The following is a 25,154-nucleotide window of genomic DNA, read 5'->3' as shown; positions in this document are numbered from 1 at the left end:
TATTTATAAATATTGATAAAGAAGGTAAAAAATATGAAGAAGAAAATTTTATTTTGGATTTTGGGTATAATAGGTTTTCTGGTAATTGCAGGAGGGGCATATGCATACTATGTGTATTCTAATGTGTCAAATACATTAGATGCAGTGCATAAACCATTAGATCGTGATAAATCGGATAAACGTTCAGAAAAAGTTGATGTATCAGATAAAAAACCTATTTCTATTTTAATGATGGGTGTTGATCAGCGTGGTGCAGATCAGGGGCGTTCAGATTCATTAATGCTATTCACACTAAATCCTAAAACAAAATCAATGAAGATTACTAGTATTCCACGTGATACTTACACAGAAATTGTTGGAAAAGGAAAGAAAGACAAAATTAATCACGCTTATGCTTTTGGTGGGATTGATATGTCTGTAAAAACAGTAGAAAACTTTTTAAACGTACCAGTTGACCATTATATTGAAGTTAATATGGAAGGTTTTAGAGACATTGTAGATGCTGTTGGTGGAATTGATGTTTATAATGATTTAGAATTTGTACAAGAAGGTATGCATTTCTCAAAGGGAGATACTCACTTGAATGGGGAGCAAGCTCTAAAATATACTCGTATGAGATATAATGACCCACGCGGTGACTTCGGCCGCCAAATGCGCCAACGTCAAGTCATCCAAGCTGTAATTAAAAAGGGTGCAAGTGTATCTTCACTAGCAAGTTACGGTGATGTGTTAAAAGCGATTGAGAAAAACGTTAAAACAAGTTTAACGCAAGATCAAATGTTTGATATTCAAAAGAACTATAAAGATTGCATGGAGAATAGTGAAGAAATCCAAATCCCAGGTGACGGTCACAAAGCCGCTGATGGTATTTGGTACTACTATGTTCCAGATGCAGCGAAACAAGATATTACGAATAAGCTAAGAGCGCATCTTGAAGTGACGAAGTAATATGTAATAACCCAACTCCTTTGGTAGGAGTTGGGTTTATTTTTGCGTGGATTTATATTAGTATTATATGTTGTGAGATTAATAGATGAGGTGAATCGATGAATAAGAAAGCAGTACTTGTCCTAGTTATTTTTGTATTGTTTGTCGCTTCGGTTGTGAGTGGTAAACTGTACTGGAATAAGAAGATTGCGAATGCGACAGGGCAGACGAGTGAAGTAACGAAAACAAAGTCTGAAGTGAAAGATAGCGGAGCGAAGAAATCAGAGAAAAAACAAGGTGCGAAGTCATCTTTTAATGAAGCATATGCGAAGAATTTACCAGATGAAGTGAAAGAGAAGTTAAAGAAGGCTGCTGAGGATAAAAAGGCAGTAAATCTCGTAATTGTTGGTGATGAGGCTTCCTCATCTGAAAAAGATGCTTGGGCAGCTAAGTTAACGGCTAATTTAGAAGCTGCTTATGGTAAAGGTTTATGGAATGTGACGGTAAAGGAATATAAGGGTGAAAGCACAGAAGAGTTAATCGCAAATAAGCGTGATAAAGAGATTGCGAAAGATAATCCAGATGTGATTTTATTCGAACCACCATTCATTACTGACAATGGTAAAACTGGTAATGGAAATTCTGTTGTGAGTACGCAGAAATTTGTTCAAGCACTTTCTACTAGTGCAAAGGGTGCTACGATTATGATTCAACCACCAAACCCAGTGTATGGTGCGAAGAATTATCCGAAGGCAATTGAGGCGTTAAAGCAATTTGCGACTCAAAATGGTTATACATATGTGGATCATTGGGGAGCATGGCCTGATGCATCAACGAAGGCTATCCTACCATATTTAACAGAAGAATTCGGTTTCCCAAGTGCTAAAGGGCATGAAGTTTGGGCACAATATGTAACGGATTATTTCGTTGCTAAGTAATAAAGGTACACAAAAGGTATACGAGCAATCGTATACCTTTTATAATAAGTAAGTGAATAAGAAATCCTAATATATGTAGGAGGAAGACAATGAATTCAATTCTAATCTGCGGCGGAGCTGGTTATATCGGTTCTCACGCTGTGAAAAAATTAGTAGACGAAGGTTTATCTGTAGTAGTAGTAGATAACTTACAAACTGGTCATGAGGATGCAATTACGGAAGGTGCGAAGTTTTATAATGGCGACCTTCGTGATAAAGCATTTTTAAGAGATGTTTTTACACAAGAAAATATTGAGGCTGTTATGCATTTCGCAGCTGATTCTTTAGTTGGAGTTAGTATGGAGAAGCCTCTTCAATATTATAATAACAATGTGTATGGTGCACTTTGTTTATTAGAGGTAATGGATGAGTTTAAGGTAGATAAGTTTATTTTCTCTTCTACTGCGGCGACGTATGGTGAGGTAGATGTAGACCTTATTACTGAGGAAACGATGACAAATCCAACGAATACGTATGGAGAAACGAAGTTAGCAATCGAGAAGATGCTTCATTGGTATAGCCAAGCTTCTAATTTACGTTATAAGATTTTCAGATACTTTAACGTGGCTGGTGCAACTCCAAATGGTATTATTGGGGAAGATCACCGTCCAGAGACGCATTTAATTCCTCTTGTACTGCAAGTGGCGTTAGGTCAACGTGAGAAGATTATGATGTTTGGTGAGGATTATAATACACCAGATGGTACTTGTATCCGTGATTATATTCATGTTGAAGATTTAGTGGCAGCTCACTTCTTAGGGCTTAAAGACCTACAGAACGGCGGAGAGAGTGATTTCTATAACTTAGGAAATGGTAATGGTTTCAGTGTAAAAGAAATCGTTGATGCAGTTCGTGAAGTTACAAATCATGAAATTCCTGCTGAGGTAGCACCGCGTCGTGCGGGAGATCCAGCACGTTTAGTTGCTTCTTCTCAGAAGGCGAAAGAGAAGTTAGGATGGGATCCACAGTATGTAAATGTGAAGACAATCATTGAGCATGCTTGGAATTGGCATCAGAAGAAACCTAATGGGTATGAGAAGTAATAATTTTTTAAACCTCAAAAAGTAGTTTCGACTACTTTTTGAGGTTTTTTTGTTTATGTAAAAATGAATAAATTTCAAACAATAGAATCTTACAATTCATGAACCTGCCGATATGTTATGATAAATGCACTAAGTTAGTAACATAATGGGTACAAAGGATAGAAGAAACAGGTGAAGCAGATGAATAAAAGACAACAGGAAATTTTACAAGTTTTATTATCTGAGTCTAATGAGTATTTGTTAGTGCAGGAGCTTGCTGATAGGATAGGCTGTTCGGAGAAGACGATTCGTAATGATTTTAAGGTGATTGAGGAATATTTAGAGAAGTATTCAGATGCACTTCTTATTCGGAAACCAGGTTTAGGTGTCTGTTTAGAAATTAAGGATTATGATAGGACGATTTTGTTTAATAAATTGTATGCTGTAAAACAGAATGTAAGCTATGCATCAGACGAGGAGAGAGTGTTGCAAATAGCGTATAGTTTGTTGATGAATGTTAAGCCAGTTACGGTGCAGGAGCTTGCTGAGCAGTATTTCGTTAATAGAGCTGCAGTTAAGAAAGATTTAGATAGAATTGAAAAGTGGCTTGAGGAACTGGGATTAGAGTTAATTTTAAAACAGAGGGTAGGCTTAACGGTAGAAGGCGATGAGAGAAATAAGAGGAAAGCATTAGCTAAACTATCAGATTTAATTCATAATCAGGAATTAATGAATCAATTTATTAAAGAGCAGTTTTTGTATCATGAAATTGAATTTGTAATGACAGAATTGAAAGCGTTACAAAAAAGATACGCTATATTCTTTACAGATGATACGTTAGAAAATCTTTTATTACATACGTTAATTATGGTGCGGAGGATGAAGTTAAAACAACCAATTTCAATGTCTACAGATGATTTAAACATTGTGCGAGAGACGAAAGAGTATGGGTGGACATTAGACTTTTTAACAAGGTTAGAGTTTGTATTTACTGTTCATTTTACTGAAGAAGAGATAGCTTATTTAGCCATTCATATTTTAGGTGGGAAGTTTCGCTATCAAGATGAATGGGAAAAAAGTAAGCTAAATGTGGGTAGCCCCGTGCTTGCACAAGTTGTATCGCATTTAATAGATCGTATGTCTAATTTGAATGAAATCGATTTCGATAAGGATACATTTTTAGTAGAGGGATTACAGATGCACTTGTATACTACATTAAATCGTTTGCAATATAATCTTTCTGTCTCGAATCCGATGCTTCATGAAATTAAGCGTATGTATCCGTATATATTTGATATGTTAATTCATGAGCTGGATGATATTAATACATCATTAAGTTTACAAATCCCTGAGGAAGAGGCAGCCTATCTTACTTTACATTTTCAGGCGGCAATGGAGCGTTTGAATGATAAAAGGGTATCAAAAAATGTGATTATTGTTTGTCATATGGGGATAGGGATGTCGCAATTATTACGGACAAAAATTGAAAGGAAATTCCGGCATGTCCATGTAATGGATTGTATCGCAAAGTCCGATTTGGAAGAATACTTAATGAAAAATAAAAAGGTAGAGCTTATTATTTCTACGATAGATCTTCCACAGTTAAAGATTCCTCATTTTGTTGTATCTCCTTTATTAGAGCGGAGTGAAGAAAGTAAGTTAGAGGATTTTATGAAGAAATTAGATGAACTACCATCTAACGAAAATAAGGACTTTGTTTTATTGAATTATACAACTCCTTTTTTAGTTTTTTTACAACAGGAAATAGAGCATCGTTACGAGTTAATTGAAAGATTGGCGAGATCTCTTTATGAAAAGGGATATGTAGAGAAAGAGTATATTGAAAGTGCGATTGCTAGAGATAGAATGTCAGCAACGACAATTGGTGCAGGAGTCGCCATTCCGCACGGAAGTCCTAAGTTAATTAAACAATCCGCAATTGCAGTGGCTACGCTTAAGGAGCCGCTAGACTGGGGAGTAGAGAAAGTATCGCTTGTATTTATGTTAGCAGTTAAGAGTGATGGTAAGGAAGTTACGAAACAGTTATTTCATGAGTTGTCTTTTATAAGTGAACAGCCTGTTTTTGTTCAGAAGCTTATAAAGGAAAAGAATATAATGAAGTTTTTATCTTATTTAAGATATGAATAGGTAAGGCGAGAAGCCTTACTTTTTTATTTGCTTCGGTAAAATAATGTTTTTTCCGGAGGTTACGGTAAAAAAGAAAACTTTTATGAATCAAATATTGATATATAGTATTTGTAGGCGCTTACATAAGGGTTGAGGAGGATTAAAATGAAAGTACTAGCGATTACATCGTGTCCAAATGGGATTGCCCATACGTATATGGCTGCAGAAAACTTGCAAAAAGCAGCAGATAAATTAGGAATTCAAATGAAAGTTGAAACACAAGGTGGTATAGGTGTTGAAAATGAACTTACTGAGCAAGAAATTCGTGAAGCGGATGGCATCATTATAGCTGCGGATCGTGCTGTAAATAAAGATAGATTCATAGGTAAAAAGTTACTAGTTGTAGGAGTTAAAGATGGCATTCGTAAACCAGAGGAGCTCATTCAAAAAGTAGTAGAGGGTAATGTTCCTGTTTATCATTCAGATGTGAAAGAGGCAAGGGATGACTCGCAAGGAAAAAAACAAAATCCTATATACCGTCATTTAATGAATGGTGTATCATTCATGGTTCCTTTCATTGTTGTGGGAGGATTATTAATTGCAATTGCATTAACACTTGGCGGCGAAAAGACTCCTGGTGGTTTAGTAATACCAGAAGGTTCTTTTTGGAAAACAATTGAGCAAATAGGTGGAGCTTCATTTGCATTTATGGTTCCAATTCTAGCTGGTTATATTGCGTATAGTATAGCTGATAAACCTGGACTTGTTCCTGGTATGATTGGCGGATATATTGCAGCAACAGGAAGTTTTTATGGTAGTGAGAGTGGAGCAGGTTTCCTAGGCGGCATTATCGCAGGTTTCTTAGCTGGGTATGTAGCTTTAGGGATTAAAAAGTTAAAAGTGCCAAAAGCGATTCAACCAATTATGCCGATTATTATTATTCCGGTATTTACATCACTTATTGTTGGTTTAGCATTTGTATTTATTATCGGTGCCCCTGTAGCACAAGTATTTGAATCGTTAACAGCTTGGTTAGCTGGTATGCAAGGTTCAAGTTCAATTCTTTTAGCATTAATCTTAGGTGCAATGATTTCATTCGATATGGGTGGTCCAGTAAATAAAGTGGCATTCTTATTTGGTTCGGCAATGATCGGAGAAGGAAATTATGAAATTATGGGACCGATCGCAGCAGCAATTTGTATACCGCCAATCGGGATGGGACTTGCTACATTTATAGGAAAGAAAAAATTCCAAGAGTCTGAAAAGGAAATGGGGAAAGCTTCATTTACGATGGGCTTATTCGGTATTACAGAAGGAGCTATTCCTTTTGCCGCGCAGGATCCATTACGTGTTATTCCAAGTATTATGGCTGGTTCGATGACAGGTGCAGTTATTGCAATGATTGGTAACGTAGGAGATAGAGTAGCACATGGTGGACCGATTGTTGCGGTACTAGGAGCTGTAGATAACGTATTTATGTTCTTTGTTGCTATTATTGCAGGTTCTCTTGTTACAGCAGTTATTGTGAATATATTAAAGAAAGATGTTTCGGAAGTTGAAGAAGTACAGGAATTAAAAGAAATGAAAGAAGTGTCAGCGACGAAGGAAGTAACGGAATTTCAAGAGCAAGTGATAGAAAAGAAAGATGAAAAGATTGAAATTCAGAAGTTAACAGATATAACGAGTCTGGAGTTAATAGATATTCATTTAGCAGGAGAGACACGTGACGATATTATTGATGAAATGATTGGGAAATTAAATGCTGTAGGTGCTTTACATTCTGATTCGGAGTTTAAGCAAGCTATTATGAGTCGCGAAGCAGAGAGTAGTACAGGTATTGGAATGAATATAGCGATTCCTCATGGGAAATCGGATGCAGTAAAAAAACCGAGTGTTGTATTTGGGATTAAACAATCGGGGGTAGATTGGAAAAGTTTAGACGGAACGGATGCGAAGTTAGTATTTATGATTGCAGTTCCAAAAGAGAGTGAAGGAAATGAGCACTTGAAGATTCTTCAAATGCTTTCACGAAAACTTATGGATGATAGTTATAGAGAGAGATTAATATCTGTCCAAACGAAAGAAGAAGCACATAAGTTATTAGACGACATCGTATAAAATGGAGGATTTTAATCATGACAGAACCGTTATTTTTTGCACCCATTTTTAAAGAAAGAATTTGGGGTGGGACGAAATTAACTTCTTTCGGATATGAAATACCATCAGAACAAACGGGAGAATGTTGGGCCTTTGCTGCACATCAAAATGGACAAAGTGTAGTGAAAAATGGAAAGTATAAAGGCTTGTCTTTAGGGCAATTATGGAATAATCATCGAGAATTATTTGGGGGTATTGAGGGGGATCGATTCCCTCTTCTTACAAAAATTTTGGATGCAAATCGCGACTTATCTGTTCAGGTTCATCCAAATGATGAATATGCACGTATAAATGAAAATGGTGAGCTGGGAAAAACTGAATGTTGGTATGTCATTGATTGCAAAGAAGGTGCTGAGATTATTTATGGGCATCATGCAAAGACAAAGGATGAACTAGTAAATCTGGTTGAACAAGAAGGATGGGACAAGCTACTACAACGTGTAAAAGTGAAGCCAGGTGATTTTTTCTTTGTTCCAAGTGGCACAGTTCATGCGATTGGTGAAGGTATTTTAATATTAGAAACGCAACAAAACTCTGATACTACTTATCGATTATATGATTATAATAGAAGAGATTCAGAGGGGGAATTGCGTGAACTTCATCTTGAGAAAAGTATGGAAGTAATAGAAACACCATTTGTTTCAAAACAACAAGTTGTACAATATGAAGAAGTAGAAGATTTACATGTAACAAAACTTATTGAGTGCTCTTATTTTTCAGTGAGAAAATGGGAGTTAGGCGGGACGGTTAACTTAACACAAAATAGTCCATTTCTTCTCTTAAGTGTAATAGATGGAGAAGGAGAGCTAATACATGGGACTGAAAAGTATCAATTTGAGCAAGGTGATCATCTCATATTACCAAGTGATTTTGGGGAATATAGAGTTGTAGGGCGTGCTGAATTTATTATTGCGAGCGTGTAAGCGAAAAATATAAGTGGAGAGAGTATCGTCGACAAAATATGTTCGACAATACCCTCTCTTTTTTTATAAGATTTTTGCTATACTAAACTGTACTATAATACGGGATGAAAGGAGGAGAATAATGAAAATACTGGTAGTTGATGATGAATCGAGTATTCGTAATTTGATTCGGATGCAGTTGGAAATGGAAGGGTATGAAGTGCTGACGGCGGCTGATGGCAGAGAAGCTTTAGAGAAATGGAATGAAGTGCCGGATGTATTGATTTTGGATGTTATGCTTCCAGATACAGATGGGTATGAGTTGCTTCGTTTGTTCCGTGAGAAGGATAGGGATATTCCGGTGCTAATGTTAACTGCGAAGAGTCAGATGAATGATAAATTGCTTGGCTTGCAGCTTGGTGCAGATGATTATGTGACGAAGCCATTTAATTATGCGGAGCTTATTCTTCGGGTTAAGAATATGACGCGGCGTGTGAAGAAGAGAGAGGTAACGGTAAGTCATGAAGTGATTGGGGCGGGGGAGATAACGATCTGTCCTAAGGAAAGAAAAGTGCATGTTAGTGGACAAGAAATTCAGCTAACGTACCGAGAGTTTAATTTATGTCAGTTGTTTGTTTCCAATCCGCAGCGTGTATTTATGAGAGATGAGTTACTTGAGAAAGTATGGGGATTTGAGTATATCGGAAATACGAGAGCAGTTGATATTATGGTGCAAAGACTACGGAAGAAGCTAGGGAATAGTGGGGAATATATTAAGACAATTTATGGCGTTGGTTATAAACTAGATTGTTAAGTGGTGATGGTATGTCTTTAAAGAGAAATATGGTGTTTGGAATAGTGGGACTGTTAATCCCGATTTTTGTTCTTTTGTACGCAATTGTTTATATTACGTTAGAAAAGAATATGTATCATAACGCGGCAAATTCTTTAGAAAAGTTAAGTGTAGAAGCACAAATTTATACGATGAATTATTTAGAGAAGGAAGCAGAGGTCGAGACGCTCGGTCCGAATTCACTTTTAATTGCTTCGTATTTAGCGAAGCGTATGGATGTCCGTGTACAGATGATCGGGAAGAATGGGGATGTTGTGGCGGATACGCAAAAGGGGGCACTTCTTCACCGGAATATTGATATTGCGAGTTCTTTGAAGGGGAAGAAATCTTATGTTTTTGAAGAGGGAGACCCAGCTCCAATTCTTTTGTTTTCAAGCCCAGTGTATTATGGAAACGATGTCATCGGAAGTGTTCGTTTCATAAATGAGTTAACGGGTGAGAAGGAAGTTTTAACAAATGTCGGTTGGACGTTCTTAATGACGTCTCTTTGTCTCGTAGCTGCGGGTATTTTCTTTGCAATTCGTTTAGCAAAGTCTCTTCATAAGCCGATTGATCAGTTAAGACAAATGGCAAAGCGGCTTGCGAATGGTGATTATAAAAGCAAGATTGAGCTAAATGAATATGTGGAAATTGCTCAGCTTTCAGCATCTTTTAATGCGATGGCTGATGGAATTGAACTGCATATTAAGCAATTGAAAGAGGAGAAAGAGAAGCAGAAAGATTTCTTAGACCGCATTACGCATGAGCTAAAAACGCCGCTAACTGCGATTATTGGCTATGTGGATTTAATTCCGAAGTTAAAGGCGAAGGAAGATGTACAGGAGAGCCTGCGTTATGTAGCTGTAGAGAGTGAGCGTTTATTATCACTTGTGGAGGAATTACTTAAGTCTTCAAAGTACGGGACGAGTACGTTTGAAGTGTCACCTACAGTTGTGAATATAAAGGAATTAGCAGAAGAAGCAGTTTCAATTGTGAAACCTCGCCTGCAGAAATTTGAGATTGAAGTGATAAATGAGTTAACAGATGTACATGTTGTTGCAGATTTCGATAAGACGAAACAGATTTTCTTAAACGTGCTGGATAATGCGATAAAATATAGCGATGCTACGCAAATTCGTATGAATGTAATTGTTAATGAGCGTGAGGCGAAGGTTTTTGTTCATGATGATGGCATTGGTATAGATGAAGGTGTGCTTGCAGAGTGGAATGAATCGCCAGAAGGGAAGGTACTTCCTTCTAGTTACGGGAATGGTTACGGTTTGTATATTTGTCAGGAGATTATGAATAAGCAGGGTGGAAGTATGCGAATTGAGAGTAGTGAAGAGGTTGGTACTACAATATTTATTACATTCTTGCTTCCGAGACGGATGGAAGACATAAAAAACTTGAAAGCGGTTAAATGATACATTTATGAAACAATTATGCGGTATTTTCGAAACAACGTTTTTTTATCTTGGAGGTAGGCAGAAATGAAAAGGCTATCATTTCAAATTCTTATGTTTGTCCTTTGTATAATCGTTTCTCTTATTTTGTTTTATGTGATAGAGAAGCAAATATATAATCGAATCACAATAGTGAATGACAAACAAACTGTTTTACAAAGGGTGAATGAATCCCTGCCTACTGAAATGAAGGTTAGGCATGAAAAGTGGGGAGAAATTGTTATAACGGATGAAGTTCGTTTACACACGATTGTTTCATTCTTTGACCGAATTCAAATAGAACCGAGAGAAGCTAAGAATCAAGAACAAGTATTTACTGGAGAAGTAACGTACTTGAATGGACATAAACGTACTTTTGCAGTAGGTGACTTGTTCCAGTACGGGGCTGATATGTACGGAAAGAATGGTACGGATCCAATGATTTCAGCATTTCAAACGTATTTGCTAAGCCTGTATTACACACCAGAACGTATTAGTGATTTTTTTGCGTCAGCACAAGATGTTATAGTACGCCAAGGTGATGTAGAACGTGCGATGAATCTTACGCACATACTTGATTCGATTCGGTATGCAAAGCAAATTACAGATTACGGAGAAATACAGAAATTATTACAATCACAGAATGAACCAATTGCTTATATTACCGCTTATAAAACAGGGAAGCGTATAAAGAATGAGCGAGAAGACATTCTTACTATTTCTGTATATCCATCGTACTTTGTTGTGCAATATCTCGGTGATAATAACGGGAATGTCATGTATATGAAAAGCTCCCTCGCAAATGTATTTGTAAAGGAGAATGTGTCATGAGAAAGATAGCCTTTTTCTTTTTTTTGCTAGTAATTGGGGGAGCGATGTCTAGTTGCTCTCGAGATACAACCTCTATTAAATATAATAAAAATGGTCTCCCTATTTTGGATGATCGTCATCTTGTTGCGTATGTAGCGGCACGTGAGGAAGTGGGTGAAGCTTTGCTTTCATCATTTTGTAAACCACGCGGCTGTACGTATGAATTTATTCGTCTTTCGACAGAAGAGCTTCTTCGGAGGGTAGAAGAGGAAGCTGGAAATCCGAAAGCGGATATTATTATTGGCGGTACGGTAGACGCGCATCAAATGATGAAGCAAAAAAATCTATCTATTCCTGTTACGAGTCAGCATGCGAACCGTATTTCAAAAACTGTTAAAGATAAAGACGGTTATTGGTACGGTTATGAAGTGGAGAAACTGGCAATTGCGATCAATAAAGAGCGGTGGAATGAAGAGATAGCACCGCTCGGACTTCCTTATCCATCAAGGTGGCAAGATTTATTAAATCCAGTATATAAGGAAAAGATTGTGATACCAGATCCAAATGTATCAGGAACAGCATATACGTTTTTTCAATCACTTATTGATACGGTAGGTGAAGAGGAAGCGAAGGAATATGTGAAGAATCTCGCAGGACAAGTTGGTGAAGTAACGGTGAATGGTTATATACCAGTGGAGCTTGTTGCGAGCGGTGAGTATATGATAGGTATCAATTTCATGGGAGACCAGAGAATGCTTCAAAAACAAGGCTTTCCAATTGTAAGTATTGTACCTGAGCAAACAGGGTTATCTGTTAATGCGATTTCGAAACTAAAACGTGCACCGAATGGTATTATTGCGGATTTATTTATTGATTATTGTTTATCAGAAGAAGCGGGTCACATTTTAGAAAAGGTTTCGTTTGGCGTACCAACGATGTTTGCGAAGAACGAGAAAGAAATTGAAGGACAGCCGGTTAGAAGAACAAACAAAAATATATCAAATAGCGGAATAATCGAGATATGGAATAGACAGCGTCTCTCTCAGAAGTGAGAAAAGGAGACGAAAGAATATGTTTAAATGGCTTAAGCCAGCACCTGCAATTGAGAGATTGCCAGCGGATATGATTGATCGAGTATACAAATTATTACGTATTCGTGTATTAATGGGAATTTCAGTTGGGTATGCTGCTTATTATTTAGTTCGTAGTAACTTTACGTTATCAAGTACGTATTTAGTACAAGAATATGGGTTTAGTACAGCTGAAATTGGACTACTAGGTTCAATCATGGCAATTGTTTATGGATTTAGTAAGTTCTTTATGGGGAATTTGTCAGATAAAGCTTTCGCCCAGCGCTTTATCGCAGTCGGTTTATTCTTATCAGGGCTTGTAAATATTTGTTTCGGTTTTGCATCGTCATTTGGAATGATTGTTACACTACTTGTTCTAAATGGTATTGTACAAGGTATGGGAGCACCACCTTGTAGTATTGTTATGACGAAATGGTTCTCAAAGAAAGAACGTGGTACGAAAACAGGTATTTGGAATATTTCACATAACGTTGGCGGAATGCTTGTGCCACCACTTGTCGGAATTGGTGTAGCTATTTTTGGTGAAAACCATTGGCAAGGCGGCGTGTTTATTTTCCCAGCGATTATCGCAATGGTAATTGCAGTTCTTGTTTGGATTAATGCGAAGGATACACCAGAATCAGAAGGTCTTCCTCCAATTGATGAGTATCGTAATGACTATGAAAATCTTGAAAAAGCAGATAATGCTAACAAGATGTCACCAAAAGAAATTTTAATGAAATATGTAGTAAAGAATAAATTTGTTTGGTTCTTATGTATTGCAAATGCATTTGTTTATTTAATTCGCTTCGGTGTTATTAACTGGGTTCCACTTTATTTAACGACAGTTAAAGGCTTCTCAAAAAATGAAGCACATGCAGCATACGCAATCTTTGAAGGTATGGCAATTCCAAGTTCATTAATCGTTGGTCTTTTAAGTGATAAATTATTTAAAGGAAAACGTATGCCATTATGTATCATTAGTATGGTCGGAGTTGTTATTGGTACGTTTGTATATTGGCAAGCAACTAGCATACTTGTTGTAAGTATCGCAGTTTCTATTATCGGTTGCTTAATTTATGTACCACAGTTCTTAATCGGTTTAAGTGCGATGGAATTAGTACCAAAATTTGCAGTAGGTACGACAGTTGGTATGTGTGGTCTGTTCGGTTATGTAGGCGGAAGTCTTGTAGCAAACGCAGCAATCGGTGTTATTGTTGATCGTTCTGGCTGGGACGGTTGCTTCATCTTACTATTAACAGGTGCAATTTTATCAACAATCTTCTTGTTCATCGTTCAACGTGGACATGAGAGAAACGCTCCTAAAGCGGCATAATGTTTTGTTCGAAAAGCTATCCAATTATTATTTTGGATAGCTTTTTTTATATTAATATAATCTTTCCTTAAATCTATCTTAAAAGACAATATGTGATATTTCTAATCATTGGAATTTTTGTTACAATATAAATGGATGTGTAAAACTTTGTAAAAAGAATGTAATAATATGTAATTTGTTTTCAGAAAGTTTTATACAATTTTTATATTAAACTATTAAGTTATAAAGGGAGCGAGAAAATGATACCAAATACGGTTCGTACTCCAAACAAGAAGAAGAAATGGATTATTATCGGGGTTATTGCACTAATTGTTATTGTAGCAGCAGTTAATATTTTTATTATGCAGGGTAAGAAGAAGGGCGCATCAACAACGGCTGATGCTGTAAGCTTTGAGAAAGTAACGGAGCGAAAGCTTAATAATACGAAGTTAATTTCTGGTCAGGTGAAGCCTGGGAATATTGAAAGTTTTTATGCAGATCCAACTAAAGGAAAAGTGAAAGATATTGAGGTAAAAGAAGGACAAGAGGTTGAGAAAGGTGCGAAGTTATTCTCTTATGATAATGAAGAGATTAATTTGCAAATGAAGCAAGCTGAGCTTGATCAGAAGATGGCAGATATGCGTTATGATCAAGGGAAGAAGAAGATTGATTCGCTGAAGAAAGAAATTAAGAAAGCGAAAGATAGCGGAGCTGGGAAAGAAGTAACAGATCCGATGGAAGAGCAAGTAAGTGAGTTAGAGATGGCGCAAAAGACAACAGATCTTGAGAAAGAAAAAGGGAAGTTGCAAAAAGAGGAGTTAAGTAAAAAGCAGAAAGAGCTTACGATTTATAGTAATTTTGCTGGTGTCGTTCAAAAGTTAGATAAAGATGCGGCGCAAAGTTCATCTCAAGCGTTAGGTGGTCAAGGGAAAGCATTTTTACAAGTGGCGTCTAAAGATCCATTCCAAGTTCAAGGGACGTTAACTGAGCTTCAAAAGTCACAAATTCAAAAGGATCAAACATTTACTGTAACTGCGAAAGCAAATAATAAGAAGAAGTGGACAGGTAAGATTACAGAGGTAAGTGAATTCCCAACGAGTGCAGAGATGGCTCAAGCTGGTGGGATGGGTGAAGCGACTCAAAATATGTCCCAATATACATATAAAGCAAGTCTTGATAGTCAAGATGGTTTATCTCCAGGTTATCACGTTTCTCTGCAAGTAAATTTAGAGAATAAGACGATGATTGCTGTTCCAACTAAGAGCATTGTGGAAAAAGACGATGATGCATTTGTTTATGTTGAGGATAAAGGAAAGCTTCGTAAACAAAATGTGAAAAAAGGTTCTACTGATGGAGACTGGACAGAGGTTGTAGAAGGCGTAACAGTGGGGCAAAAGGTGGTTAAAAATCCTTCCGACGATGTGTATGACGGAATGGAAGTGAAAGAGAAATGATTACGTTAAATAATATTGCTAAAACGTATTATCAAGGAAAATTGGCAGTGCCGATTTTGCACGGTATTAGTTTAACGATTCAAAGTGGTGAGTTCGTTTCGATTATGGGACCGTCTGGTTCTGGTAAATCAACGCTTATGAATATTATCGGTTGTTTAGATCGTCCAACAGAAGGCGAATATATGCTGAATGATGTGAATATCTTAACAGCAGACGAGTCAAAGCTTGCTTTAATTCGTAATGAATATATTGGTTTTGTGTTTCAGCACTTTAATTTGCTGCCGCGTCTTTCAGCAGTAGAAAATGTTGAACTTCCGCTCGTATACGGTGGTGTGAAGAAAGCAGAGCGTCGTCAAAGGGCTCTAGAAGCGCTTGGTAAGGTCGGTTTGTCAGATAGGGTTCACCATTTACCGAATGAATTATCAGGTGGACAGAAGCAGCGTGTAGCGATTGCAAGGTCGATTGCGAATAACCCAACGTTCATTATGGCCGATGAGCCAACTGGTGCGCTTGATACGAAGTCTGGTGAGCAAGTGATGAATATTTTCACGAAGCTTAATGCAGAAGGTACAACGATTGTTATGGTTACGCATGAAGAGGAAGTAGCAGCGTATTCTTCCCGCCGCATTGTACTGCGAGACGGGAAAATTACAGAAGATAGAAGGTGTGCGGTATGAGTTTACTAGATAGTATAAAAATTGCCCTATCTTCTATTTTAGCTCATAAACTGCGTTCAGCGCTTACGATGCTCGGTATTATTATCGGCGTTGGTTCTATTATTACTGTCGTTGCAATTGGGCAAGGCGGGGAAGCGATGCTGAAGTCGAAATTCGCAGGTTCTGGTGGTAATAACCTGATGCCAATTCAATTTAAACCAGATATGAATGATGAGTTTGCTATAGGTGGATTTGAAATACCAAAGTTAACGGAAGAAGATATTATGGAAGTAAAACAAGTGAAAGATGTTTCACATGTTATTACGACAAATTCGACAACAGAGATATTGGATGTAAATGATAAAAAAGCAAATCTGAATGTTATTGGTCTTGATAATGAATATTTTGCGGTTAATAAAGTAAAGGTCGTAAAGGGACGTACTTTAAATGAATCAGATATTTCTCATGCAAATAACGTTGTGATGATTAGTACAAAAACAGAAAAGACGTTATTTAAGGACGTAAACCCAGTTGGGCAAATTATTGAGATGAAAGGACAACCGATGCAGATTGTCGGTGTGTATACATCTGATAATGAGTTTATGGGATTTGAAATGGAAGAAGCGTTAATCCCCCTTACATTATGGCCTGTTTTATTCGGAACAGATGATATTCAAAATATCGCAATTCAAGCTAAAAATGTAGACGATTTAGAAGCAGCTGGGAAACAAGCTGTTGATGTATTAAATAGTCGTAAGCCAAGTGAAATTCCAGGTAAATATGAACTAGTGAATTTAAAAGAATTCCAAGAAAATGTTTCTAAAGTAACTGGTATTATGACGATGATTATCGGTGGTATTGCGGGTATTTCATTAGTCGTTGGTGGTATTGGTGTTATGAATATTATGCTCGTATCTGTAACAGAGCGTACGCGCGAAATTGGGATACGTAAAGCGCTTGGGGCGACACGTAGTAAAATTTTATTACAGTTTTTAATTGAAGCAGTTATGTTAACGCTTCTAGGTGGTTTAATCGGAATTGGTCTTGGATATGGCGGGGCCTATATCGTTTCCACATTTGCGAAATGGCCACCACTCGTTTCATGGGAAGTTGTTGTTGGAGGCGTACTGTTCTCTATGACACTTGGTATTATTTTTGGATTAATTCCAGCGAATAAAGCTGCGAAATTAGATCCAATTGAAGCATTACGTTATGAATAAGTTAATAGTGTAGTAGAGAGGGGGCTCTCTACTACAAATTACCGTTCTAGTGGGCGGTTCGTTGCCTCATATGAGGAAGTGAACCGCCCGTTAGAACGGGTTATATAAATAGAAGGAGGCGTTATAATGGAAGCGAATTTGAATACAGAAAAAGCTAGCGGAGAGAAGCCATCATTGTTCGGAATGATTACTTCTCCTGGTTTACAGTTTGAGAGAATGAAGACGACTGAGAAAGTTTGGGGCATGTTCTTCATAGTAGCGCTATTACAAGGGCTTGTAGGTGGCTTAAATTCGTATATTACGTATACATCACCTGAGATGATTGAAATGCAAAAGAAATTAGGAGGCGAATTTGCAAAGCAGGGTTCGCTTGTATCAGATGTAATTTCTGGTACGATATGGGGAATAGTAGGTGTTATGATTGCAACACTTGTTATTGCAGCTATTTATAAGGTGTTTATGATGTTCTATGGGAATGATACTTCTTATAAAAAAATAGTAATGATTATTGTATACGCGGATATTATTGTTATTATTGGTGGACTTATTAATGGTGTTATAGCTTTAATTTTAGGTGCTGGACCAACTGCGTATACAAGTTTAGGACCACTATTCGATCAGGGTTCACTTGCATATGGAATTGGTAATACAGTTGAATTGTTCTATTTATGGAATTTAGTTTTAATTTGGTTAGGATTACAAGTTACAGCAGGATTAAGTAAAGTGAAAGCAGCTATTCCAATTATTGTTTTATTCATTATTAAAGCGGGATTCCTAGCTGCGATTGTTGTATTGATTGCAAAGTTCTTACCTGGTTTGCCTGTATAATAATATGATTGAATTAAAGGGTGACTCTTCAGAGGAGTCACCTTTTTTATTTTTACCCTTATTTCAAATACGAACAGCAGAATTTCAAATTCTACTTCGTGTAATTTCAAATTTCAGCGATACTATTTAAAATTACTCACAGTGAAATCACTTCTTTATTTTTATATTGTGGAGGTACCGGCGGAATAACAAAGAGGTATACCTTTTAGAAGTGGGTACTGTGTGAAACCAGCAACTTTTACAGAGACAGTTGTTTTGTATGAAGGTATGATTGTGAATCAAATAAAGAAGTTAGGTATTTACCAAGATCATGAAGAGTATTATCAATGTGGTTTAATTGGTCTTTGGTATGCGTATGAAAGATTTGATGCGGAGAAAGGAAGTTTCCCATCATATGCAGTTGTAACGGTGCGTGGTTATATATTAGAAAGATTGAAGAAAGAGTTTGCGGTGCAAGAAAAGTGTGTATGTGTAGGAGAGTATGAGGATATCTTCCATTTTGAAGATGTTGAAATGAGAGCGAAAGATTTTATGAGTGTATTAGATGAGAAGGAGAAGTATATTATTTTTGAACGTTTTTTTGTAGGGAAGACGATGGGGGAGATCGCTAGCGAGATGGAAATGACTTATTATCAAGTGAGATGGGTGTATCGGCAAGCGCTTGAGAAAATGCGAAATAGCTTAAGAGGGTAAATATTATCATAAGAATGGAAGGCAAGGGATATTGCTTTCCATTCTACTTATTATGTTAAGGTAGTAAGTTTAATAAGAGGTTTTTAAATTGTAGTGAATCTTGCATGTTCATACGTGATAATACGTATCCAGCTTTTAATAATTGTTGTTTTAACCTATGGGGACTGATATGTATTGTTGTAGTGGTGCCGTTTGAAAAATGAATATTAGCTTTTTTACTCTTTTTGAAAAATTCTATGTCATCTATATGGTTATAAAACAGCCATATACAGTTTGGAGAAGAAGGAGATTCTGTTGGGAAAGCACAAATATATTCTCGATGATTAATTGGAATTGGGACATTTTGTTTGAAATGAAAGTTTGTTTGAACTGCTTTCCGTCTGCCTTGATAAGTAGAGTGAACATTAGTTAGACAAGATTGTTTGATGAGCTGGAGAGCAGTTTGACAGGAGTAAAGATGGTTCTCGCTACTTTCGATTATTTTTGTTCGATAATAAGGGTGCTTGTAAGGCTCTAACATCATTGTAGAATTAGAAATAAAAATATCATTTTCATTGTTCATAACTTCGAGTCCTCCCCTATGAAATGTTGTTACAAATATCATTATATACGAATTAAGTAAATTAATTGTTGATATTCTGTTTCATATTGTAAATTTTGGCTATTTGTTTACAATCAATAGATGTTAGTCTTTCTAATTTGCATCGCTTGTACATATATATGAAAATAGAAAAGAGTAGGCGGTGAGATAGTATGAAGAAAAAGTATATTATTATGGCTCTAGTTGTTGTTCTTCTAGTATATTTAGCAAATAGTAATCCGAGTAAAGGTGAATATACGGATTGGGCAGCAAAGCAGTTTATGAAACGTAATGATGTAAGTAAGAAGCTAGACGAAGTTCAAAAGGAGAATGAAGAGGGTCTCCTTGGCGATTTAGCATCGGCTGGTAAGAAGTTGGCGAAAAAATATGTTGAGCCACAAGTTGGATTATTAATCGAGAATTATACAAAGCGAAGTGATTATATTTTCTTCTCAACATATACGACCGAGTTTGATATAGGCGGAGAACACTATAAATATGTATGCGTCGGTTTTTCAAAAATCTTTATTCCGATTGAAATGCCGAAGAAAAAAGACGAATCTGCAAAATGATGCAGATTCGTCTTTTTGTTTATCTCCACTGATTTAGATGTTAATGGGAACTTCAGATACGTTCCTTTCTACAAGACGGGCTCCTTTTTTTCGAGTAGTATCATTAATTGATGAAAATACAGATGAGGCAAGGATCGTATCCATTACTTGATTGACGACTTGTGCATCGACGGGTGTGATAGGTTTCTCGATAGAAAAAACAACTGTTTTTCCATCTTCTTTCGCGAAAATTAATTCTAGTACTTGCATACTTTATTTCCTCCTTTTTATTTATCACGTTAGGCAGGACTGATTGGTGTTGCTTCATAATCAGCGGGGGATGAACACCCCACTGATTAAAGTTTCACCTTATAGGTTAGAAAGATCCGATGTGCTAACAAGTTGTATAGCGTGAAGCGGTGATGCTTGTACAGAAGCAAGAGCACGTGCTACGTTTTGTACTTGCTCTAAGTTTGCGTTTGTTTTAACACGCTTAAATTGTTTGTTCTTGAAAACTGTTTTTCCATTCTTATCTAATCCACTGTTTAAGACAAGACGTAAAGTTAAATCCATTACGATTGTTTCGACTGCCATGTTTATCACCCCCTTTCACTTTATAAATAGGGCGTGAATGTCATGTTTTGGCGTGAAATTTATTCTTTTTTTTGGTACGCTTAAAAGACTAAGAGAGGGGTTTCGGAAGAATGAATCGTAAATGGTTATTTTGGATTCCTGTTTTACTATGGATGGGGTTGATTTTCTATTCCTCGGCACAACCATATAAAAAGCAGGATATGCGTTCGGATATTGAACAATATGTAAATGTTGAGTTTGTGAAAGAGCATTTCTCATGGGTATCTATCGATTATGGCGGTGGTACACCTGTTAGCATTGCGAATAAAGGTGTAGGCGGATTTATTGAGTTTTTCCTTCGTAAAGGTGCTCATTTTATGGTGTTCTTTATGCTCGGTTCATTGACGTATTATGCTTTTCATCGATCGGGTTATTCGAGAAAAAGGTGTTTCCTATACGCTCTTCTATTCGTTGCGGGATATGCAACATTTGATGAAATTCATCAATGGACTACGGGAGATCGTACACCGATGTGGCAAGATTCATTGCTGGATACATGCGGCGGATTAACAGGAATTATAATAAGCAATTGGTTTTGGAATAGAAAAAGGAGCTAATCTTTTGAGATTAGCTCCTTTTGTTTATACACCAAGCAATTCTTTTAGTTCATCTGTAGATAGTTCGGTCATCCAACTATCGGTTGTAATGACGGCGTTGTTTAATGATTGTTTTCTTTCTAACATTTCATCAATTTTTTCTTCGAGTGTCCCCGTTGTAATAAGCTTATGAACGTGAACGAAGCGTTTTTGACCAATACGATATGCGCGGTCTGTTGCTTGGTTTTCCACAGCTGGATTCCACCAACGGTCGTAGTGAATGACATGGTTGGCAGCGGTTAAGTTTAAGCCAGTTCCACCTGCTTTTAACGATAAGATGAAAATGTCATACGTTCCGTTTTGGAACTGCTCGATCATTTTGTCACGTTCTTTCTTCGGTACACTACCGTTTAAGAAGAGGACGCGCTGACCGAAATGTTCTTCTAACACATTTTTTAGCATGTTCCCCATACCGATATATTGTGTGAAGATTAAACAACTTTCATTTTGATCTTTTATATTTTCAATGAGTTCCATTAGCGTGCTCGTTTTCATGGAACGTTCGATGATGTCTTTTGGTTCTGTTTCTTTTAAATAAAGAGCAGGGTGATTACAAATTTGTTTGAGCTTGTTCAGCATAAGTAATATAAATCCGCGTCTTTCAATCCCGCTTAATCCTTCTACATTTTGCAATGTATCTTGAACAAGTTGTTCATATAAGGAAGCTTGTTCACCAGTAAGTGGGCAGTAAGCTTTCTGCTCTTGTTTATCTGGTAAGTTTAATGCGACGGTTTGATCTTTCTTCGTTCGTCGCAGTAAAAATGGTGAGATAAAACGTTGAACTTGTTGGATTTTTCCTTCGTCACGGTCTTTTTCAATCGGTGAGACGAAGCGGCGCTGGAATTGTCCTAAGCTGCCGAGATATCCATGATTAATGAAGTCGAAAATAGACCAAAGCTCGGCAAGTCGGTTTTCCATCGGTGTACCGGTTAAAGCGATTTTGTGATTTGCTGACAAGTTTCGTACTGCTTTCGACTGTTTCGTATGTGGGTTTTTAATATTTTGTGCTTCATCCAAAATAACAGCATCCCAGCATAACGTACTAAGTTCTTCTTCATCAAGTTGAGCTAATGCATAAGATGTTAATACAACATCTGCTGATTGAAGGAAGTCTTTAAATGATTCGCCTTTCGCTCGGTTACTTCCATAATGTAACTGAACGCGTAAATTTGGTGCGAAACGCTCAAATTCTTTTTGCCAATTTCCAAGAACAGATGTCGGTGCCACGATTAAGGCAGGGCCTGTTTGGAGATTGTTCTCTTTTATATATAGTAAGTAAGTGATCGTTTGAATACTTTTTCCAAGTCCCATGTCATCAGCTAATAATGCTCCGAATCCAAGCTTTCTTAAATATAATAACCACTCAATGCCATGTTGTTGATACGGACGGAGTGTTGCGTTTAGTGCAGAAGGGACATCTACTTTTGGAATATCCCCAATGTGCAATAGTTTTTGGAATAGCTCTTCATAATATCCATCTAGTTCGATTTCAATATCGGTAAATGGACTATCTTCTTCTACAATTTCTGCCTCAGCAGTGTTTGATAAATGTTGCTGAAGGACATCTTTCATTTCGAGTCCATATTTATCGGCACGATTCATGAGCTTTCGCACTTCTTCAATAAAGGCTGGATCCAGTCTCATCCATTGACCATTTATATTGAATAATCGTTTGTTTTGCTCAACGAGTTCAAAAAATTCGCTTTCTGATAAATCAATGCCGTTCGTTGAAATGCGCCAGTCAAAATTAACGAGCGTATTCATGCCGAAGAAAGATTGCGTTTGCGTAGCATTTTGCTTCAGCTGTACACGTAATTTTGGTTTTGTTGCTTTTAAATTTTGCCACCATGATGGTAGTAAAATCGTAATACCTGCAGCGAGTAATTCGTTACTTGCTTCCGTTAAGAAGTTCCATGCTTCTGTTTCAAAGAGTTCACTTCGGAACGTCTCGTCTTCTTTTAACCACGGTACGAGCTTACTGAATCCTTCTTGTGTTTCAAGAATACGTTCTTCATAATCGTGCCATCGTTTTGGCAAAGAATCGATACTCTCATATACATATATGCGATGAGCCCCGCGCTTTGGTGTAACAATTGTCTCAAGCTTCCACATTTCAAATTCTTCTTGTGGCTCTTGTAGCCGTAGTCCGATTGTAAAGGGAAGATCATCTTCAATGTAACCAATTTTGCGAAGCCAATCTTCTTCATGTAGTGCTGCATCCAATTGCCTTTTCGTAAAGTCGTAATGTTCATAAAGTCTCTTGGCATCTTCCCATCCATCATTTGAACGGTTATCTTGTAATATGCTTTCATTTACCGCGGCCGAGAAAAGAGATGCCAATGTTTCATCTTCTATTGGGGTATTTTGCACTTTCCAAGATGGTTGCTGAGACCAACGCTCCATATCAGGTACGAAGCTACCGCCGATGAAGGCATCCCATAATTCGTTCGCATCTTCCGTAAGTGCTGTAATAGGACCGTTCATTTGGATATGGGCAAAAGAGTTCATCGGTTTATTAGCGATGTATTCAAATGCTTGTGCGTTTGTTAGCATAACACCTTGTTTTCCCTCAAAGGTTGCTTCTTTTAGAAATGTGCCGTAGAAGGAAGTGGAGTGCCATGTAAATGCATTTCGTTTCCAACTTGTTACGGATAACGGAGTACCGCTGTCATCTTCTCCCCAAAGGAACCAACCTTGACTAACATGCTGGAGCCTAATTGTTACTTCAGTTTGATTGATCATCGATTAATTTTCCTTTCCGTAATTCCTCTTGTAGTGCACGCAGACGTGAGTGTAAGTTTGCGATTTGAATAATGAAAGCATCAAATTCATCAGTGCGCTTTAATCGTTTATACAATGTACGTAATTTCTTTAAGTAACGAACTGCACGTCTATATGATTTGCGGTTTCGCTCTTCAATGGCCTCTACGGCAGCAAGGTGATAAAGAGGAAGGGCTGCTTCTGGTGCTTCCTTTTCAATATCTTTCAGCGGCTCTTTCAAAAGTTCAATGGCTTCAAATCCATGCAAGAGCTGAAGTTCTGTCCATGTACGATATTGCTTTTTTGCGAGTACGTATTGCTCATAGTTTGCGAAACTATATGGTAATAGCTCTTGCAAAATCATTTCGAGTCCGGCTTGTTCATTTGTATGGGTTGCATACGTTTCATACATGATGACAAATAAGCGAACGATATCTTTTATGAAAATCGTATTTTCGTGCTCATGTATCGTTTTCTTCACTTGTTTATACGTAAAGGAAAGCCAGTTTTTCGCACGATCCCACTGCATTGTATTTAATAGCTCTTCTAACCAATAGAAGTACAGACTTACAACAGAAGCAGGCTGTTTCTTTAGTAAGTCCATCGCTAATAGGTCTTCGTCATTTAAAAAGAGTAGATGAGAAGATGCTAATGCTTTGGAGAGTGGATTGATTTTCGTATCGATTCGCTTTTCTTCTTCTTGCAGTTTCTCTTTATTGTGTAAGAGTTCACTCCATATGTGACGATAAATAAAAAATCTTTCTTGCGTATAGGCGTCGGTGGAGAAGAATACTTCGTGAACGAGACGAGCTGTTTCTTGCAAAATTGCTTCAGACTCTGAAGGAATCGCTTCTGATTGTAAGTCCCGAACGATGGATTCCACTTTATCTACAAATAAGCGAACGACGTTAACAGGCTGGTGATAAGAATACGTTTTATTTGCTTCGAAGTCCTGAATTTCTTCTAATAATTTTTGAAAGCAATAAAGCGCTGCATGTAGCCTGAACAACTCATGTATCACAACGATACGTGGAGCTTTCCGCTCGAGTTTCGTATAGAAGTCTGTAAAAATACTCATAAGAAAATACATTTGTTTATAAGTAAGCCGAGCTTGTTCTTTCTTAAATGATTCATATTCGTTGTCAAAATACGATTGCCAACTTTTATAATCCGTTTCTTCAAAAGCTGATGATTGCAACACTTGTCTTGCAGTTCGAATAGGAGGAAGGGAAGGTTTCGTATTATTTTTAAATAAAGTTAATACATCTCCTACTTGCCCAAAACTAGACGCTGCAGATAGTAACACAGCGAGCATATGCTCACATTGCGTTGGTGCAAAGCAATCACAATAGCTTTCAGCAACGTTACGAATTGGGATATGGACGCTATATACGCTGCCTTCAGCATCTACAGTTCCTGATAGCGTATAACCATCAAAGTCAACGTTGTAGACAACACCACTACGATATAGGTGCCGAGCTGTAGCGACATGTTCCTGATCAGCTGTTTGCTGTGGATCTAGTCCTTGAACGAACTCATTCGCAATCATCATAATTTCATCTTTCGTAATTGAGTGTTGCAGCATAATATTCCTCCGTACAC

General features: G+C 37.3%; 23 protein-coding genes. 18 read left to right on the top strand and 5 right to left on the bottom strand.

The genetic code is table 11. From position 1 onward, the window contains the following. The first annotated feature begins 33 nt into the window (after window positions 1-33). From tagU to K5S59_RS09045, 16 genes are all read left to right on the top strand, one after another. Window positions 34-948: a polyisoprenyl-teichoic acid--peptidoglycan teichoic acid transferase TagU gene (gene tagU, locus K5S59_RS09120; RefSeq protein WP_120451011.1), complete on the top strand. Its 915-nt coding sequence runs from the start codon at window positions 34-36 to the stop codon at window positions 946-948. A gap of 98 nt (window positions 949-1,046) precedes the next feature. Then, window positions 1,047-1,865: an SGNH/GDSL hydrolase family protein gene (locus K5S59_RS09115; RefSeq protein ID WP_120451010.1), complete on the top strand. Its 819-nt coding sequence runs from the start codon at window positions 1,047-1,049 to the stop codon at window positions 1,863-1,865. A gap of 89 nt (window positions 1,866-1,954) precedes the next feature. After that, window positions 1,955-2,947, top strand: coding sequence for a UDP-glucose 4-epimerase GalE (galE, locus tag K5S59_RS09110; protein ID WP_001084652.1), 993 nt, complete (start codon window positions 1,955-1,957; stop codon window positions 2,945-2,947). Between the two features lie 180 nt (window positions 2,948-3,127). Then, the gene (locus K5S59_RS09105) at window positions 3,128-5,074 is read left to right on the top strand and encodes a BglG family transcription antiterminator (RefSeq protein ID WP_120451009.1); all 1,947 of its coding nucleotides are present in this window, start codon (window positions 3,128-3,130) and stop codon (window positions 5,072-5,074) included. 144 nt (window positions 5,075-5,218) lie between these two features. After that, complete coding sequence (locus K5S59_RS09100; RefSeq protein ID WP_120451008.1) at window positions 5,219-7,171, top strand: PTS fructose transporter subunit IIABC; 1,953 nt, start codon at window positions 5,219-5,221, stop codon at window positions 7,169-7,171. A gap of 17 nt (window positions 7,172-7,188) precedes the next feature. Further along, on the top strand, window positions 7,189-8,133 hold the full coding sequence (gene manA, locus K5S59_RS09095; protein ID WP_120451007.1) for a mannose-6-phosphate isomerase, class I: 945 nt from the start codon (window positions 7,189-7,191) through the stop codon (window positions 8,131-8,133). Window positions 8,134-8,254: 121 nt separating this feature from the next. Then, window positions 8,255-8,926, top strand: a complete 672-nt coding sequence (locus K5S59_RS09090) for a response regulator transcription factor (protein ID WP_098258907.1) — start codon at window positions 8,255-8,257, stop codon at window positions 8,924-8,926. A gap of 11 nt (window positions 8,927-8,937) precedes the next feature. Beyond that, entirely contained in the window at window positions 8,938-10,368 is a 1,431-nt protein-coding gene (locus K5S59_RS09085) for a sensor histidine kinase (protein ID WP_120451006.1), read from the top strand. Window positions 10,369-10,434: 66 nt separating this feature from the next. Beyond that, entirely contained in the window at window positions 10,435-11,217 is a 783-nt protein-coding gene (locus K5S59_RS09080) for a DUF3919 family protein (protein ID WP_000826629.1), read from the top strand. After that, on the top strand, window positions 11,214-12,248 hold the full coding sequence (locus K5S59_RS09075; RefSeq protein ID WP_001225603.1) for an ABC transporter substrate-binding protein: 1,035 nt from the start codon (window positions 11,214-11,216) through the stop codon (window positions 12,246-12,248). The genes K5S59_RS09080 and K5S59_RS09075 overlap by 4 nt, the downstream gene beginning before the upstream one ends. A 19-nt stretch (window positions 12,249-12,267) precedes the next feature. Then, window positions 12,268-13,602, top strand: a complete 1,335-nt coding sequence (pgtP, locus tag K5S59_RS09070) for an MFS transporter (RefSeq protein ID WP_000477578.1) — start codon at window positions 12,268-12,270, stop codon at window positions 13,600-13,602. 239 nt (window positions 13,603-13,841) lie between these two features. Then, the gene (locus tag K5S59_RS09065) at window positions 13,842-15,035 is read left to right on the top strand and encodes an efflux RND transporter periplasmic adaptor subunit (RefSeq protein WP_120451005.1); all 1,194 of its coding nucleotides are present in this window, start codon (window positions 13,842-13,844) and stop codon (window positions 15,033-15,035) included. Next, entirely contained in the window at window positions 15,032-15,712 is a 681-nt protein-coding gene (locus K5S59_RS09060; RefSeq protein WP_098133472.1) for an ABC transporter ATP-binding protein, read from the top strand. Before K5S59_RS09065 ends, K5S59_RS09060 begins: the two co-directional genes overlap by 4 nt. Next, entirely contained in the window at window positions 15,709-16,911 is a 1,203-nt protein-coding gene (locus K5S59_RS09055; RefSeq protein WP_000054369.1) for an ABC transporter permease, read from the top strand. The genes K5S59_RS09060 and K5S59_RS09055 overlap by 4 nt, the downstream gene beginning before the upstream one ends. 126 nt (window positions 16,912-17,037) lie before the next feature. Continuing rightward, a complete protein-coding gene (yknW, locus tag K5S59_RS09050) occupies window positions 17,038-17,739 on the top strand; it encodes a YknW family membrane protein (RefSeq protein ID WP_000387949.1) in 702 nt (233 codons plus the stop codon). Between the two features lie 222 nt (window positions 17,740-17,961). After that, entirely contained in the window at window positions 17,962-18,432 is a 471-nt protein-coding gene (locus K5S59_RS09045) for a sigma-70 family RNA polymerase sigma factor (protein WP_120451004.1), read from the top strand. A gap of 55 nt (window positions 18,433-18,487) precedes the next feature. On the opposite strand, the gene K5S59_RS09040 is transcribed toward K5S59_RS09045, so the two are convergent. Beyond that, window positions 18,488-18,994, bottom strand: coding sequence for a competence protein ComK (locus K5S59_RS09040; RefSeq protein ID WP_120451003.1), 507 nt, complete (start codon window positions 18,992-18,994; stop codon window positions 18,488-18,490). 191 nt (window positions 18,995-19,185) lie between these two features. On the opposite strand from K5S59_RS09040, the gene K5S59_RS09035 reads away from it, so the two are divergent. Next, window positions 19,186-19,584 carry a DUF4359 domain-containing protein gene (locus K5S59_RS09035; protein WP_000731404.1) on the top strand — a complete coding sequence of 133 codons (399 nt, stop codon included), beginning with the start codon at window positions 19,186-19,188 and terminating at the stop codon, window positions 19,582-19,584. A gap of 33 nt (window positions 19,585-19,617) precedes the next feature. On the opposite strand, the gene K5S59_RS09030 is transcribed toward K5S59_RS09035, so the two are convergent. Beyond that, entirely contained in the window at window positions 19,618-19,833 is a 216-nt protein-coding gene (locus tag K5S59_RS09030) for a DUF2922 domain-containing protein (RefSeq protein WP_001197598.1), read from the bottom strand. Window positions 19,834-19,932: 99 nt separating this feature from the next. Then, window positions 19,933-20,157 (bottom strand): DUF1659 domain-containing protein, encoded by a 225-nt coding sequence (locus K5S59_RS09025; RefSeq protein WP_073517148.1) that lies wholly within the window; start codon window positions 20,155-20,157, stop codon window positions 19,933-19,935. 110 nt (window positions 20,158-20,267) lie between these two features. On the opposite strand from K5S59_RS09025, the gene K5S59_RS09020 reads away from it, so the two are divergent. Continuing rightward, the gene (locus tag K5S59_RS09020) at window positions 20,268-20,753 is read left to right on the top strand and encodes a VanZ family protein (protein WP_001080718.1); all 486 of its coding nucleotides are present in this window, start codon (window positions 20,268-20,270) and stop codon (window positions 20,751-20,753) included. Between the two features lie 24 nt (window positions 20,754-20,777). On the opposite strand, the gene K5S59_RS09015 is transcribed toward K5S59_RS09020, so the two are convergent. Continuing rightward, on the bottom strand, window positions 20,778-23,534 hold the full coding sequence (locus K5S59_RS09015) for a DEAD/DEAH box helicase (protein WP_000610122.1): 2,757 nt from the start codon (window positions 23,532-23,534) through the stop codon (window positions 20,778-20,780). After that, window positions 23,518-25,137 carry an SWIM zinc finger family protein gene (locus K5S59_RS09010; protein ID WP_120451002.1) on the bottom strand — a complete coding sequence of 540 codons (1,620 nt, stop codon included), beginning with the start codon at window positions 25,135-25,137 and terminating at the stop codon, window positions 23,518-23,520. Before K5S59_RS09010 ends, K5S59_RS09015 begins: the two co-directional genes overlap by 17 nt. Window positions 25,138-25,154 lie beyond the last annotated feature (17 nt).

The sequence above is a fragment of the Bacillus sp. BML-BC051 genome (assembly GCF_019656175.1).
Classification (GTDB): domain Bacteria; phylum Bacillota; class Bacilli; order Bacillales; family Bacillaceae_G; genus Bacillus_A; species Bacillus_A mobilis.
The sequence above is the reverse complement of the archived record's forward strand: the minus strand, read 5'-3'. Positions and strand labels throughout refer to the sequence as shown.

Excerpts from the sequence above, each read along its gene's own strand:
- K5S59_RS09030 (WP_001197598.1), bottom strand. The coding sequence starts at position 19,833 with ATGCAAGTACTAGAATTAATTTTCGCGAAAGAAGATGGAAAAACAGTT.
- K5S59_RS09015 (WP_000610122.1), bottom strand. The coding sequence starts at position 23,534 with ATGATCAATCAAACTGAAGTAACAATTAGGCTCCAGCATGTTAGTCAA.
- pgtP (WP_000477578.1), top strand. The coding sequence starts at position 12,268 with ATGTTTAAATGGCTTAAGCCAGCACCTGCAATTGAGAGATTGCCAGCG.
- K5S59_RS09035 (WP_000731404.1), top strand. The coding sequence starts at position 19,186 with ATGAAGAAAAAGTATATTATTATGGCTCTAGTTGTTGTTCTTCTAGTA.
- galE (WP_001084652.1), top strand. The coding sequence starts at position 1,955 with ATGAATTCAATTCTAATCTGCGGCGGAGCTGGTTATATCGGTTCTCAC.
- K5S59_RS09090 (WP_098258907.1), top strand. The coding sequence starts at position 8,255 with ATGAAAATACTGGTAGTTGATGATGAATCGAGTATTCGTAATTTGATT.
- K5S59_RS09085 (WP_120451006.1), top strand. The coding sequence starts at position 8,938 with ATGTCTTTAAAGAGAAATATGGTGTTTGGAATAGTGGGACTGTTAATC.
- K5S59_RS09065 (WP_120451005.1), top strand. The coding sequence starts at position 13,842 with ATGATACCAAATACGGTTCGTACTCCAAACAAGAAGAAGAAATGGATT.
- K5S59_RS09100 (WP_120451008.1), top strand. The coding sequence starts at position 5,219 with ATGAAAGTACTAGCGATTACATCGTGTCCAAATGGGATTGCCCATACG.
- K5S59_RS09060 (WP_098133472.1), top strand. The coding sequence starts at position 15,032 with ATGATTACGTTAAATAATATTGCTAAAACGTATTATCAAGGAAAATTG.
- yknW (WP_000387949.1), top strand. The coding sequence starts at position 17,038 with ATGGAAGCGAATTTGAATACAGAAAAAGCTAGCGGAGAGAAGCCATCA.
- tagU (WP_120451011.1), top strand. The coding sequence starts at position 34 with ATGAAGAAGAAAATTTTATTTTGGATTTTGGGTATAATAGGTTTTCTG.
- K5S59_RS09115 (WP_120451010.1), top strand. The coding sequence starts at position 1,047 with ATGAATAAGAAAGCAGTACTTGTCCTAGTTATTTTTGTATTGTTTGTC.
- K5S59_RS09025 (WP_073517148.1), bottom strand. The coding sequence starts at position 20,157 with ATGGCAGTCGAAACAATCGTAATGGATTTAACTTTACGTCTTGTCTTA.
- K5S59_RS09040 (WP_120451003.1), bottom strand. The coding sequence starts at position 18,994 with ATGAACAATGAAAATGATATTTTTATTTCTAATTCTACAATGATGTTA.
- K5S59_RS09075 (WP_001225603.1), top strand. The coding sequence starts at position 11,214 with ATGAGAAAGATAGCCTTTTTCTTTTTTTTGCTAGTAATTGGGGGAGCG.
- K5S59_RS09055 (WP_000054369.1), top strand. The coding sequence starts at position 15,709 with ATGAGTTTACTAGATAGTATAAAAATTGCCCTATCTTCTATTTTAGCT.
- K5S59_RS09010 (WP_120451002.1), bottom strand. The coding sequence starts at position 25,137 with ATGCTGCAACACTCAATTACGAAAGATGAAATTATGATGATTGCGAAT.
- K5S59_RS09105 (WP_120451009.1), top strand. The coding sequence starts at position 3,128 with ATGAATAAAAGACAACAGGAAATTTTACAAGTTTTATTATCTGAGTCT.
- K5S59_RS09020 (WP_001080718.1), top strand. The coding sequence starts at position 20,268 with ATGAATCGTAAATGGTTATTTTGGATTCCTGTTTTACTATGGATGGGG.
- manA (WP_120451007.1), top strand. The coding sequence starts at position 7,189 with ATGACAGAACCGTTATTTTTTGCACCCATTTTTAAAGAAAGAATTTGG.
- K5S59_RS09080 (WP_000826629.1), top strand. The coding sequence starts at position 10,435 with ATGAAAAGGCTATCATTTCAAATTCTTATGTTTGTCCTTTGTATAATC.